The following is a 12,374-nucleotide window of genomic DNA, read 5'->3' as shown; positions in this document are numbered from 1 at the left end:
CAAGACTTAAAAAGAAAAAAAGAGGTTGTCCGCCTTCCTGACGAGACCACCTCTTTTTCTTTTCTCCCAATTATTCTTCTTCCTCTACTTCCACATCCATATTCTCCGTGCCGCCCTTCTTGTGCTTTATTTCAGGAATCGGCATCTGCCGGTTAATTGCCTCATGAAAAGAAATAATGGTTTCAGAACGTTGCAAGCCTAAAGGCTGTAACTTATCATGGATGATACTCAACATGTGATGGTTGTTCCGGGCATAGATTTTGATAAACATGTCATAATCGCCTGTCGTATAATGGCATTCAACCACTTCCGGAATATTCCACAATTCCGCAACCACCCGGTCGAAATCCGAAGGATCTTTCAGAAAAAGCCCCACATAGGCACAAGTCTCGTAACCGATCCTTTCCGGATCCAACACGTATTGTGAACCTTTCAAGACTCCTAAGCGAGTCAACTTCTGTATGCGCTGATGAATCGCTGCACCAGACACGTGACAAGCACGGGCCACTTCCAAAAAAGGAATACGTGCGTTGTCAGCAATTAACTTTAGAATCTGCTCGTCAAGAGCATCCAAATTAGCAATCCCCATAATCTATTCGTTTATTTATTGCAAAAATAAAGAAAAAACAAAGACCTTGGTATAAATCCATAAAAAAAACGGTATTTTCATAATGAAAATACCGTTTTTTAATAATATCCTTCTATCAATTTCGCTTTGCTGCAGAATAATTGATTTTTAAGGCCCACGATTTTCTCAGCACCTGCTTGATGTCTGTTATAATACCCATCTGTGTACGCTGATCCACTTTCATGGAGACCACTTGGGCTGCTTGGTCTGTCATTCTTGTACGTTCCTCCGCAATAAAATCCATGACTTCTGCAGGTTCTGCAAAACGATCATTCAATTGGATACGCGTACCTGAACCCATAGCTGCGCGCAACTGGTCGGTTGGTGGTCCTACATAAATAAAGGACACAGCAGACTTCTTTTCCAATTTCTCCAGTTCCGTACCAGTAGGCACCGTAAACTTCACTTTCAAAGTCACTTCGCGCATGGTGGTAACAATCATGAAGAAGAACAAGATTGTAAAAATCAAGTCTGGAAGCGATGAAGTATTCAATTCTGGCATCTCACGGCTTCCACCTCTGCTAAATCTTCCCATCAGTCATTTCCTCCATAATTTTTAGGTTCTGCCTCAGAAATCTTCTGCGGATAATACTCACGAATTGCAGCTTGATGCTCATCATCCAAAGCACTGTAAACTCTTCCGAACTTAGCTTTGCTCAACTCATCACGCAACTCATTATAAGCTCGTACCAATTCATTCTGCACTTGGAAATACACATTATAGCTCGTACCACGGTCTGTCTGCACTGAAATCACATGCTTGTCTGTCACAGCGCATACCCCCAACAAAGGAATATTCTTGGCGTGCTTCTCTGGCATCGTCGCACTGTTGTTTTCATTCTTGACGAATTCTTTCACTTTATCACACAGCTGTGTAATCTCAATGAAATCACCCCCGCACATTAACTGCCCGGCAGCATTGACCTTGACCATCAACACATTTCTCTCTTTCACGTCTATCTGCGCCTCGTCTTGTTCATCTTCAGGAGGGGGCGGCAAACGTCTTGCCAATCCCGAATCCGTATCCATTGAAGTCGTTACGAGGAAGAAGATCAGCAATATGAAAGAAATATCCGCTGTTGAACTGGCGTTCAGTCCGGGTACTTTTCTTTTTTTTCTTGCCATTCCTTATCGTTTTAGACGTTTTTCTTATTTCTTTCTCTTCATTATACCGGACATGTTGAAAACCACAGCTACAGTAGTCAATAACAACATGATATAAATGGAAACCATAAACATATCGGTTACTGTTACCATTGTCGCTGAAGTCACGGTTCCATCAGCCGCTGTAAATTCAGTTTCGCCCATTCCGAGCACCCAACCGATAACCAAAGAAAGTACCAAAATCGCAAAAGACACAGCACTGATTTTAGCACCCGGCACACCGCTAATATCTCCACCCTTAGAGCCCATGGAAATTTTAACACCGCGGATGACACTCCAAAGAGCTAACAAACACGTCACAGCGAACATGCCGTACATCAACCACATCAATCCTTCCGTACAAACAGGAGCGTTATAATCTCCTACGGGATTATCATATCCATATCCGAAGAATGCCGCAAAAAACAATACGATGATTGCAAAGCAAGCATACAGGACATAATATGACGTCATATATTTCTTTGCTGCCATATTGCTAATTATTTTTTCAAGTTATACTTCATGCACATGTCAAGCAAAGAAATAGTAGCTTCTTCCATGTTAGAAGTGATTTCCTCAATTTTGGAAAGGATATAGTTATAGAATACCTGCAATACCAATGCAACAATAATACCGAAGATAGTTGTGATCAAGGCCACTTTCATACCACCTGCAACGACTGTCGGGGAAATATCACCTGCAGCCTGAATCTGGTCGAAGGCCATCACCATACCAATCACAGTACCCAAGAACCCGAGTGACGGTGCCATTGCAATAAACAAGGTAATCCAAGAACATCCTTTTTCCAAATAACCGGCCTGCACGGCACCGTATGCCGTAATAGAACGCTCTACATCCTCCACACCGTCATCGAAACGCATTAAGCCCTGGTAGCAGATAGAAGCAATAGGACCGCGAGTGTTACGGCAAATCGTCTTTGCACCTTCAACATCACCTGCATTCAGTCTTTCCTCAATCTGAGCCATCAATTTCTTAGAATCGATTTCAGCCAAGCTCAAGTAAATAATACGTTCGATGCAGAAAGCCAAACCGAACACCAAGGCTATAGCAACCAATGACATGAAGCCAGCATCACCTTCGATAAACTTCGTCTTCAATTCCTTGTGGAAGCTTTCTTCTTCTACCGGTGCAACGGTTTCTTCCGTAGCATCCATTGCCTCAACAGCCGCCGTATCTACAGCAGCCGAGTCTACAGCCGCACTGTCTACCATAGTGGCAGCCGAATCCGATTCCGCAGCAGCGGCCTCGTCAGTCTGTGCCATCATGGCCTGAGTCGCACCGAATGCAAAAACTCCAAACATCGCAATAATTGCAAATAACTTTTTCATTGTGTGTCTAATTTTTTAAGATTAATATTAATTATTATTATTTCCTCGTTTATGTTTAGCGGAGAGAGGGGGATTCGAACCCCCGATACGCTTTAGGCGTATACACGCTTTCCAGGCGTGCCTCTTCAGCCACTCGAGCATCTCTCCTTCTCAAAACGGGCGCAAGTTACAAAAAAAAACGATATGCCTCCGTTTTCGAGTACAAAAATATTCTTTTTTTTCCGGACTACCACCATACTCAGCCCAAAAAGTTCGTCTCATCCTACAAAAAGTTTAATTTTAACCTTTCGACGGCTTCATTTACGGGCGCCTGAATAAATTTTCAACGCATTTTCGTACGTTTGTCCGGCAACCGTTTCCACCGGCAAACCGTAAACTTCCGCCACTTTCACCAACGTGTGCCGGATATATGCGCTTTCGTTCCTTTTGCCCCGGCGAGGAACCGGCGACAGATAAGGAGCATCGGTTTCCAACACCACCCGTTCTATTGGTATCTGCCGCAACACTTCCGGCAAGGCGGATTTTTTAAAAGTCAGCACACCATTGATACCTATCATGAATCCTTCGAATGAAAGCAACTCCCGCGCCTCTTCCGCCGTGCCGCCAAAGCTATGGAAAACTCCCCCAACCCCTCTCGTACGAAAAGGAGCGAGCACGTCCACCAGTTCTTTTTGTGCCGAACGGGAATGAATCATCAAAGGTAGCCCGTAGGCTAACGACCACTCCACTTGACAACGGAATGCTTCTTGTTGTTCCTTATAATAAGTACTATCCCAATAATAGTCCAATCCCACTTCGCCGATACCTATAAAAGGATGGCCGGCTTGCAGCAGTGCCTCCATACGCCCGAGCACCTCGCGATAATCTGCCCTCACTTCCGTGGGGTGAAGCCCCAACATCGGATAAAAAAAGCCCGGATGCCCCGTGCACAAGTCCAACATGGCAGGAATCGTCGACTCGTCTATGTTGGGGAGAAACACCTTTTCCACATCGTTCTGCAAGGCACGGGAAACCACCTCCTCCAAATCTCCGGCAAAAACCTCGTCAAACAAATGGGCATGCGTATCAATTATTCTCATCACCGACTTCCCCGCTCCTTCAAGACTTCCGATTCAACAAACTTTGCGCCATCTCCCACAAAGGTTCCTTCCGCTCCTCGGGTAAATTTACCTTGTCCAGAATTTCACGGGCCCGTTCATAATAAAAACGGATTTTCTCGTCACACAAGGCACGGATACCCATCTTGTTATACAATGCTGTCACTGCGGCTATCTTTTCTTCCGGGACATAAGTTCCTTCCTCTTTCTTCAGCCACTGTTCCAACCGTTCCCGGTCGGCAGGCAAAGCACGTCCCAACGCGTTAATCAGCATATAGGTCTTCTTGTTACACAGGATATCCCCTCCTATTTTCTTACCGAAAACCGCCGGGTCACCATATACGTCCAAATAATCGTCCTGCAACTGGAAAGCCAGGCCGAGGTTCTCGCCGAAACGATAAAGGAGTTCCGCATCCTGCCGGGGAGCGCCCCCCAACCATGCACCGATTTTCAGCGCACAAGCCAACAACACGGACGTTTTCAAGCGAATCATTTCTATATATTCCTCTTCGCTGACATCCGCACGAGCCTCAAATTCCATATCGTATTGCTGCCCTTCTCCGATTTCGAGGGCAGTTTCCGTAAACAAACTCATAACGTCTCCCAGATGTTCAGCCGGACACCCCTGCTGCATGTAGCGGTAAGCCATGACCAACATGGAGTCCCCGCTCAATATCGCGGCATTGTCATCCCATTTCTTATGCACGGTAGCCATGCCCCGCCGCATATCGGCCCTATCCATCAAATCATCGTGCAGCAACGTATAATTATGATAAATTTCGATGGCCACGGCTTGGAAACCGATTTCCTCAACCTTTTCCTTATACAGGTTATAAGCCATCAGCATCAATACCGGCCGGATGCGTTTTCCTCCCATCGAAAGGACGTAACGAATCGGTTCGTAGAGTTCTGCAGGCTGACGCTCGAAAGACATTCCGGCTATCTCGCCGTTAATGTAGTCTAAAACTTCTTTCCAATTATACATAGGCTATGTTTCTCACAAAAGGAGGCTGCCGTGAGCAGCCTCCTTAATATTATACATCTTATATTATTGCAATCTGAACATCACCGGCAATGAGAATTTCACACGCACCGGTTTACCTCTCTGCTTACCAGGACTCCACTTCGGCATCATCTTCAACACGCGTTCTGCTTCCTTTGACAGATAAGGATCCGGACTGCGCACAATCTTGATATCCACAATGGAACCGTCCTTGTTCACCACGAACTGAGCGTATACACGTCCCTGAATACCTTGCTCCACACAAATAGGGGGATACTTGATGTTGTCGGACAACCACTTCATACAAGCTTCTTCACCACCGGGGAAACGAGGATTCTCCTCCACGATGTCATAAATCTGGTTTTCGTCCACTTCTTCCACCACAGGGCCTACCGGTCCCGTAGCCACGGCCGTTGTACCCGTACCCGGAGTCGTCACAATGGCTTGGTTCACTTCCTCGGAAGTTTCCACTTCCTCCTCCACCAATTCCGTTTCGTTGTCCACGATATTGATGATTTCAGCAATTTTCGGGGCCGCAGCCGGGGGGGGCGCCACCACTTCGGGCTGCTGCGTGATGGGAATCATGTCCTCCTCAATCGCCGCCGTGAATACAGGTTCCGTTTCAATAACCTTCTTGTCATGCTGTGTCCACTCGAATGCGACAAACATGGCCGAAAGAGCCAAGACAAAGCCCATCAGTAATCCGGTGCCTTTCTTGCCTTCGAGATCCGCGCTCAATGATTTTTTAATTTCCATATTATATTTAGCTTTTTACGTATTCTTCATGCAAGGGCAAAAGTAGCACATTTTTTTTATATACTCATGCGCTTCACCCCATTTTTTTTCCAATCTCACATTTTTTTTCGTTCTACACCCTAAATCGGACTTTTCCACGTTATATCTGCATAACGGTATCCCCATACGGAATTATTGCGCAAATATAATCAGATATTTCAGAAAATCCGTATCTTTGGCCACAAAATTCATTCCAGATGACGAAAAAGCTTATTTTAGCATTATATATCCTGCTTGCCGCCGCGTCACATGCCCAAGAAAGCAACTCCGTGTTCAACTTTTTGGAAATGCCCGTGTCCGCACATTCCACGGCTTTGGGCGGGCGCAACATCTCCCTGATAGAGGATGACGCGTCGCTCGTCTTCAGCAACCCCGCACTGCTCAGTTCCGTGAGCGACAAGACGCTGAATCTCAACTTCATGACTTACCTGCAAGGGTGTAACGTGGGGAGCGCGGCGTTTGTCAAGATATTGGGAGAACGTTCCACAATGGGCGTCACGGCACAATATGCCCACTACGGCACCATGGACGAAATCACGGCCGACAACGTCACCGTGGGCTCTTTCTCGGCCATGGACATGGCTTTGAGCGGAATGTATGCCTACAACCTGAACGACCGGTGGGCCGGTGGTGCCACGGGCAAGTTCATCTATTCGAAATACGGCGACTACTCATCCGTGGCACTGGCCGTAGACTTGGGCGTAAATTACTACAACGAGAATACGGATTTCTCGTTGTCGGCCGTAGCGCGCAACCTGGGCGGACAGGTAAAAGCATTCGGTGAAATCCACGAAAAACTGCCCTTTTCCATGCAAATCGGTTTTACGAAAGGATTCGACCACGCCCCATTCCGCGTGTCCGTCACCCTCGTAGACCTGACACGATGGGACAAGGATTACTATTTCGCATCGGGCGAAGAGTTGTCTACAGGCAAGATGCTTATGAACCATCTGGCAGCGGGCGTGGATTTCCTGCCTACCGACTACATGTACCTGTCCTTAGGTTACAACTTCCGGAAAGCCAATGAAATGAAGGCGGCAGGCTCTTCCCACGCCGCCGGTCTTTGTGCCGGTGCGGGCATCCTGCTTTCCCGTTTCGGTTTCGGACTGGCATACGCCCAGTACCACCTGTCCGCCCCGTCTTTCGTCTTCAACGCGTCCTACCGCCTGTAAGGACAGCCAAGTCCCCATTTCAGCTTATACATTATTATAATATACAGAACGACATGAAAAAAATCACGATTGCCATAGACGGTTTTTCCTCTTGCGGGAAAAGCACGATGGCCAAAGATTTAGCTCGCGAAATAGGCTATATTTACATTGACAGCGGTGCCATGTACCGTGCCGTCACGCTCTACTGCCTCCGGCATGGGCTATTCCACGGAGACGAGGTAGACACCGACCACCTGAAAACCGCCCTTCCGCACCTGAACATCTCTTTTAAGCTCAATCCCGAGACAGGAAGGCCGCAAACCTATCTAGACGGGGCGTTGGTGGAAGACGACATCCGTACGCTGGCCGTATCGTCCAAAGTCAGCATCGTGGCTGCACTCGATTTCGTGCGCGAGGCCATGGTCAGCCTCCAACAACAGATGGGACGGGAAAAAGGTATCGTCATGGACGGACGGGACATCGGCACGACGGTGTTCCCCGATGCCGAACTCAAAATATTCGTGACCGCCTCTCCCGAAATCCGTGCCCGACGCCGCTATGACGAATTACAGGCCAAAGGGGAAGAAGGCAGTTACGAGGAAATCCTGGAAAACGTGAAAGAACGCGACCGGATAGACACAAGCCGCACCGTAAGTCCGCTCCGTAAGGCCGACGACGCCATAGAACTGGACAACAGCCACATGACGATTTCCGAACAAAAGGAATGGCTTGCAGCCCAGTTCCGAAAAGCTACCGAAGCGGAATAAAGAGTATTCTATAAAAATATGCAAACCGTTGCATACCAACAAGATAAATCTGGCTAAAAAATCTACTGAGAATGAAAAATCAATCTCCTGAGATTGAAAAATCATTCTGCTTCGATTGATTTTCCATTCGGAGCAGAACGAAACGATAACTTCAGCAAAACGGGAAAAGGGACTGTACGGTACAGTGCTTAAAGCTTAAAGGATTTTTACAAATGAAGATAGAGATAGACCAAGGGTCGGGTTTCTGCTTCGGCGTGACCCGCGCCATCAACAAGGCGGAAGAAGAGTTGGCACGGGGAGCCACGCTCTACTGTCTGGGCGACATCGTGCACAACGGCAAGGAATGCGACCGCCTGAAAAAACTCGGCCTCATCACCATCGACCACGCCACGTTCTCGACCTTGCACCACGCCAAAGTGCTCTTGCGTGCCCACGGCGAGCCTCCGGCCACGTACGGGCAAGCCGAAACCAACGGGATTGAAATCATAGATGCGACCTGCCCTGTGGTACTTCACTTACAGGAACGCATCAAAAAGGAATACCAGGCGGGGGGCACGGAAAGCAAACAAATCGTCATCTACGGAAAGAACGGCCATGCCGAAGTGCTCGGTCTCGTGGGACAGACCGATGGCAAGGCCATCGTCATCGAATCGCCGGAAGAAGTGGACAAACTGGATTTCAACCGGGACATTTGCCTGTATTCGCAAACCACCAAACCGTTGGAGGGTTTCCGGAAAATCGTGGAATACATCGGCGCGCACATCTCTCCCACAGCCACCTTCCGTTACTACGACACCATCTGCCGCCAAGTGGCCAACCGCATGCCGCACATCCGCGATTTCGCCACACGCCACGATGTGATTCTCTTCGTGTGCGGCAAAAAGAGTTCCAACGGGAAGGTCTTGTATGACGAATGCCGGAGCGTGAACCCGCGCTCGTATTTGGTAGATGCCGCGTCGGAGATTGATTTCGTCTGGTTGGAGGACTGCCGTTCGGTAGGCATTTGCGGGGCCACGTCCACTCCGAAGTGGCTGATGGAGGAATGCGCCGAAGCCATCCGGAAGCGGATGCAACCGTAAACACACAGGACGGGGCTTCCTGTCCATAATAAAAACAGCCGGGACGGATGCCACACATCTGTCCCGGCTGTTTTCTACGCGCCATCTCCGCTCACCGGAGCGAGGCGAAATATTCATCGAGCAACTGTTTGGCTGCCACGAAAGAGGTTTGCCGTCCCGACAACACCATGGCTTCGGCTTCGGCCAGACGGGATACAATTTGTCCGTTCTGGAAAAAACTGTTGCGCAACTGCTCGTTGATGGTCTCATACATCCAGTATTTGGACTGCTCGTTGCGCCGGTGTTCAAAATATCCGTTCCCTTTCACAAAATCCATATAGCGGTACACCATGTCCCAAATCTCCTTCACGCCCAAATTGTAAAAGCCGGAATAGGTCAGCACTTGTGGTGTCCACCCGCTTTCAGGAGCCGGGAACAGGTGCAACGCATTGCGGAACTGCGTAGCGGCCAACTGGCACTTGTCCACGTTGTTCCCGTCGCATTTGTTGATGACGATGCCGTCGGCCATCTCCATGATCCCGCGTTTGATGCCTTGCAACTCATCTCCCGTACCGGCCAACTGGATGAGCAGGAAGAAGTCTACCATGGAATGACAGGCCGTTTCGCTCTGTCCCACGCCCACCGTCTCCACGAAAATCTTGTCGAAACCGGCGGCCTCGCACAGGATGATCGTCTCACGCGTCTTGCGGGCCACGCCACCTAACGAACCGGCCGAGGGACTGGGACGGATAAAAGAGTCAGGATGCACGGCCAGTTTCTCCATACGGGTCTTGTCGCCCAAAATGCTCCCTTTGCTTCGCTCGCTGCTCGGATCGATGGCCAACACGGCCAATTTGCCTCCGTACTCCTGCAACACATGGATACCGAAAGCGTCGATACTCGTACTTTTCCCGGCACCGGGCACCCCGCTGATGCCCACGCGAATGGAATGCCCGGCATGGGGCAGGCACTTTTCTATCACTTCCTGCGCCACGGCCTGATGGGCGGGGTTCGTACTTTCTACCAACGTCACGGCCCGGCCGAGCACCGTCACGTCCCCTTTCAGGATGCCTTCCACATAATCCCCTGCCGACATCTGCTGATGCCGGTACCGGCCACGCTTCAGGTAGGGGTTCACAATCGAAGGTTGGGCTACGCCGCTGTTCACGGTCAGCCCCTTATATTCCGCACTGTTCTCAGGATGTTCCATAGCCGTCATCTTTATTGCTTCACGTTTACGGTAATAATCTCTTTCGAGCGGGCCGGGTCGTTCGTAATCAACAACACGCGCGGGCTGCTCTTCACTTTATTCAGATATTTAGCCAACACCGTGACTTTCAGCTTCGCCGTCTCGCCCGGCTCGATATTCCGGTCGCTCAACCCCACAGCCAAAGCCTTATTGAAGACTTGCAAAGTCCGGATTTCGAGCGTACGCTTGCCCTTATTGCTCACAAGGACTGTCATAGACTTCTTGCGCTTCCGTCCCAGTTCGCCCATGTCCAATGTGTCGGCGGAAAGCTCCATGTGAGGTGCCTGTTCCCTGTCTTTCGCCGACAAGGACGAAAAGTCGGGCAACAACACGGAAGAAACCGTAATCTCATTGTCTTCCGACACCTTGTCACCCACCTTACGGGCCAAGTAGATGGAAGTCTGCGTCAACCCCATCTGATGCAACTTCTCACTGTCCAACGTAAGCATAATCTTGCCGATACGCCCGCCGCTCAACGTCTCCGGGAAATACTGCGCCGAGAGATAAGACGGCAAGTGCATCAGATAAGGCTTGTAGCTCTTGCGGCCTAAATTGACGATTTGCAGTTCCACCATCGGATGGTCTCCTCGGTTCACGTTGTCAAATTCTATATTATTGATATTCAATCGCACATTACCCAAATCGATGGGAAAAGAGCCTGAATAGTCGGACAGTTTAGACACCACGCGCCCTTGTATATGCAGATAAACCGGCTCGTCCGAAGCATTGGTGTACACCTCAAGGTCTTTCTGGAAAACGCCTAGCATCTTGGCGTCATATACCGCCGTAATCGTACCTTCCGCTCCGGGAGCTATCAGCTCGCGCGTCCAGTCCACGGCCGTACAGCCGCATGAAGGGATGACTTCCGTGATACTCAACGGGTCAGTCCCCGTGTTGCGCAACGTAAAGTTTACTTTAGAAGGCAGTTGAAACATAATCTCACCCATGTTGGCCACATCGCGGTCTATGGCAAGCCGGGGTTGTGCCCACACGGCTCCCGCCAGTATCATTCCCCAAACGCTCAGGAAGGTTCTTTTCACAGACATATTCGTACTTTCATTTTGAGACAAAGATAAGAAAAACGGCCCCATCCCACAAGGAAGGAACCGTTTTTTTCAAGGTTTCACCGGAGCTAACGTACGCAAGGCGGCTTCCATACGGCGCACCAGGTCGCGTTTGTTCGTATCGGGCGAATAAATAAACCCTTCCGTCACCAACAAACGCCCCTGCGCAGAGTCGGGATATGCCAACGACACGAAAGGACCGCCGAGCGCCCCTTTGCGCATCTCCCACAGACCGCGCATCTCATATACCTGACGCCCGTCGGCCAACTGAACAGACCGTTGTACCACCAACGGTTCGCCGTTTTCACGTGTGGTGGTCATCCAGTTCTCGGGTGTCGAACCGGGAATATTCCGTTTCATGACCGAATCACGCAGATCTACCCACCGTTTGGTCAACAACATGCTGCTGTCTGCCAACGGAAGACTGTAGCACACATAGTTCATGTCTTGTGTCTGACGGTCTGACGAAGCCCAGATAAACTGTTCCCCTTTTTTGACCTTGGCGATATCTGCCGGCACCTTCACCGTATAGCCGAAAAGTTCCCGCGACGCGTCATCCACAACCTTGCTGTACTTTTTCTTCAAACGCGCTACTTCCCACTGCATTTCCGAAGCAAGGAACAAATCGGTTATCTGCTCCCGATGGGTCATCAGAAAACGGTTGAGCGAAGCCGCATCCCGCGCCTTGATGTTCACATAAGTCTGCGGTACGGCTTTCACATTATACGCCACTCCCATTTCCACCCCATCGGCTTGAGGGTCCTCACGCACCTCGATGATATTACGCATCGTGGAGTATTGCCCCGAATAATTTTCCGGGAATATCCGCATCATCCGGAACATGGGTTCGTACTGCGACAAGCCGGGCACACTGCCTTTCAGCACATCTTCCAACGAATCACGGGCACTCGTTTTCCAAAGCGAAGCATCTACAATCAGCAACAACTCCCCGGGCAGTCCCTTGGATGGCCCCAACGGGGCTTTCTTTTCTCCACCGCCACAGGCGAAACACATACACGCCACGCAAAGTGCTAAAATCCCTTGCCTCCAAAAACTTTTCTTCTTCATAT

Annotated in this window: 14 protein-coding genes and 1 tRNA gene; 3 read left to right on the top strand and 12 right to left on the bottom strand. The window is 49.5% G+C overall.

Annotated features, from left to right (window positions below; translation table 11 throughout):
• Positions 1-70: 70 nt before the first annotated feature.
• The 9 genes from HMPREF9442_RS14010 to HMPREF9442_RS13970 form a co-directional block, all read right to left on the bottom strand.
• The gene (locus tag HMPREF9442_RS14010) at positions 71-589 is read right to left on the bottom strand and encodes an Lrp/AsnC family transcriptional regulator (protein ID WP_008629865.1); all 519 of its coding nucleotides are present in this window, start codon (positions 587-589) and stop codon (positions 71-73) included.
• A gap of 115 nt (positions 590-704) precedes the next feature.
• Entirely contained in the window at positions 705-1,163 is a 459-nt protein-coding gene (locus tag HMPREF9442_RS14005; protein WP_008629864.1) for an ExbD/TolR family protein, read from the bottom strand.
• The gene (locus HMPREF9442_RS14000; protein WP_008629863.1) at positions 1,163-1,753 is read right to left on the bottom strand and encodes an ExbD/TolR family protein; all 591 of its coding nucleotides are present in this window, start codon (positions 1,751-1,753) and stop codon (positions 1,163-1,165) included. Before HMPREF9442_RS14000 ends, HMPREF9442_RS14005 begins: the two co-directional genes overlap by 1 nt.
• 24 nt (positions 1,754-1,777) lie before the next feature.
• Positions 1,778-2,263, bottom strand: coding sequence for a hypothetical protein (locus tag HMPREF9442_RS13995; protein ID WP_008629862.1), 486 nt, complete (start codon positions 2,261-2,263; stop codon positions 1,778-1,780).
• Positions 2,264-2,271: 8 nt separating this feature from the next.
• Complete coding sequence (locus HMPREF9442_RS13990) at positions 2,272-3,120, bottom strand: MotA/TolQ/ExbB proton channel family protein (protein WP_008629860.1); 849 nt, start codon at positions 3,118-3,120, stop codon at positions 2,272-2,274.
• A gap of 59 nt (positions 3,121-3,179) precedes the next feature.
• A tRNA-Ser gene (locus HMPREF9442_RS13985) sits at positions 3,180-3,267 on the bottom strand.
• Between the two features lie 149 nt (positions 3,268-3,416).
• Positions 3,417-4,199 carry a TatD family hydrolase gene (locus tag HMPREF9442_RS13980; RefSeq protein WP_008629858.1) on the bottom strand — a complete coding sequence of 261 codons (783 nt, stop codon included), beginning with the start codon at positions 4,197-4,199 and terminating at the stop codon, positions 3,417-3,419.
• Between the two features lie 19 nt (positions 4,200-4,218).
• Entirely contained in the window at positions 4,219-5,202 is a 984-nt protein-coding gene (locus HMPREF9442_RS13975; RefSeq protein ID WP_008629855.1) for a polyprenyl synthetase family protein, read from the bottom strand.
• Positions 5,203-5,265: 63 nt separating this feature from the next.
• Positions 5,266-5,976 carry an energy transducer TonB gene (locus HMPREF9442_RS13970; protein WP_008618667.1) on the bottom strand — a complete coding sequence of 237 codons (711 nt, stop codon included), beginning with the start codon at positions 5,974-5,976 and terminating at the stop codon, positions 5,266-5,268.
• Between the two features lie 236 nt (positions 5,977-6,212).
• On the opposite strand from HMPREF9442_RS13970, the gene porQ reads away from it, so the two are divergent.
• The 3 genes from porQ to HMPREF9442_RS13955 all read left to right on the top strand — a co-directional run bounded on the left by porQ (position 6,213) and on the right by HMPREF9442_RS13955 (position 9,012).
• On the top strand, positions 6,213-7,187 hold the full coding sequence (gene porQ, locus HMPREF9442_RS13965; protein WP_008629851.1) for a type IX secretion system protein PorQ: 975 nt from the start codon (positions 6,213-6,215) through the stop codon (positions 7,185-7,187).
• 53 nt (positions 7,188-7,240) lie between these two features.
• The gene (gene cmk / locus HMPREF9442_RS13960; protein ID WP_008629837.1) at positions 7,241-7,933 is read left to right on the top strand and encodes a (d)CMP kinase; all 693 of its coding nucleotides are present in this window, start codon (positions 7,241-7,243) and stop codon (positions 7,931-7,933) included.
• A gap of 212 nt (positions 7,934-8,145) precedes the next feature.
• Entirely contained in the window at positions 8,146-9,012 is an 867-nt protein-coding gene (locus HMPREF9442_RS13955) for a 4-hydroxy-3-methylbut-2-enyl diphosphate reductase (protein WP_008629836.1), read from the top strand.
• 91 nt (positions 9,013-9,103) lie between these two features.
• Here the strand turns inward: HMPREF9442_RS13955 and meaB are convergent, their stop codons facing one another.
• The 3 genes from meaB to HMPREF9442_RS13940 form a co-directional block, all read right to left on the bottom strand.
• Positions 9,104-10,201 carry a methylmalonyl Co-A mutase-associated GTPase MeaB gene (meaB, locus tag HMPREF9442_RS13950; protein ID WP_172634413.1) on the bottom strand — a complete coding sequence of 366 codons (1,098 nt, stop codon included), beginning with the start codon at positions 10,199-10,201 and terminating at the stop codon, positions 9,104-9,106.
• 11 nt (positions 10,202-10,212) lie between these two features.
• The gene (locus tag HMPREF9442_RS13945; RefSeq protein ID WP_040603201.1) at positions 10,213-11,286 is read right to left on the bottom strand and encodes a DUF1573 domain-containing protein; all 1,074 of its coding nucleotides are present in this window, start codon (positions 11,284-11,286) and stop codon (positions 10,213-10,215) included.
• A gap of 69 nt (positions 11,287-11,355) precedes the next feature.
• Positions 11,356-12,372: a DUF4837 family protein gene (locus HMPREF9442_RS13940; protein ID WP_232038468.1), complete on the bottom strand. Its 1,017-nt coding sequence runs from the start codon at positions 12,370-12,372 to the stop codon at positions 11,356-11,358.
• Positions 12,373-12,374: the final 2 nt, after the last annotated feature.

Origin of the sequence: Paraprevotella xylaniphila YIT 11841, assembly GCF_000205165.1 — a bacterium.
Classification (GTDB): Bacteria; Bacteroidota; Bacteroidia; order Bacteroidales; family Bacteroidaceae; genus Paraprevotella; species Paraprevotella xylaniphila.
The sequence above is the reverse complement of the archived record's forward strand: the minus strand, read 5'-3'. Positions and strand labels throughout refer to the sequence as shown.

Coding starts and splice junctions, on each gene's coding strand:
- HMPREF9442_RS13940 (WP_232038468.1), bottom strand. CDS start 12,372: ATGAAGAAGAAAAGTTTTTGGAGGCAAGGGATTTTAGCACTTTGCGTG.
- HMPREF9442_RS13975 (WP_008629855.1), bottom strand. CDS start 5,202: ATGTATAATTGGAAAGAAGTTTTAGACTACATTAACGGCGAGATAGCC.
- HMPREF9442_RS13945 (WP_040603201.1), bottom strand. CDS start 11,286: ATGTCTGTGAAAAGAACCTTCCTGAGCGTTTGGGGAATGATACTGGCG.
- cmk (WP_008629837.1), top strand. CDS start 7,241: ATGAAAAAAATCACGATTGCCATAGACGGTTTTTCCTCTTGCGGGAAA.
- HMPREF9442_RS13980 (WP_008629858.1), bottom strand. CDS start 4,199: ATGAGAATAATTGATACGCATGCCCATTTGTTTGACGAGGTTTTTGCC.
- HMPREF9442_RS13995 (WP_008629862.1), bottom strand. CDS start 2,263: ATGGCAGCAAAGAAATATATGACGTCATATTATGTCCTGTATGCTTGC.
- HMPREF9442_RS13970 (WP_008618667.1), bottom strand. CDS start 5,976: ATGGAAATTAAAAAATCATTGAGCGCGGATCTCGAAGGCAAGAAAGGC.
- HMPREF9442_RS13990 (WP_008629860.1), bottom strand. CDS start 3,120: ATGAAAAAGTTATTTGCAATTATTGCGATGTTTGGAGTTTTTGCATTC.
- porQ (WP_008629851.1), top strand. CDS start 6,213: ATGACGAAAAAGCTTATTTTAGCATTATATATCCTGCTTGCCGCCGCG.
- HMPREF9442_RS14005 (WP_008629864.1), bottom strand. CDS start 1,163: ATGGGAAGATTTAGCAGAGGTGGAAGCCGTGAGATGCCAGAATTGAAT.
- meaB (WP_172634413.1), bottom strand. CDS start 10,201: ATGGAACATCCTGAGAACAGTGCGGAATATAAGGGGCTGACCGTGAAC.
- HMPREF9442_RS13955 (WP_008629836.1), top strand. CDS start 8,146: ATGAAGATAGAGATAGACCAAGGGTCGGGTTTCTGCTTCGGCGTGACC.
- HMPREF9442_RS14010 (WP_008629865.1), bottom strand. CDS start 589: ATGGGGATTGCTAATTTGGATGCTCTTGACGAGCAGATTCTAAAGTTA.
- HMPREF9442_RS14000 (WP_008629863.1), bottom strand. CDS start 1,753: ATGGCAAGAAAAAAAAGAAAAGTACCCGGACTGAACGCCAGTTCAACA.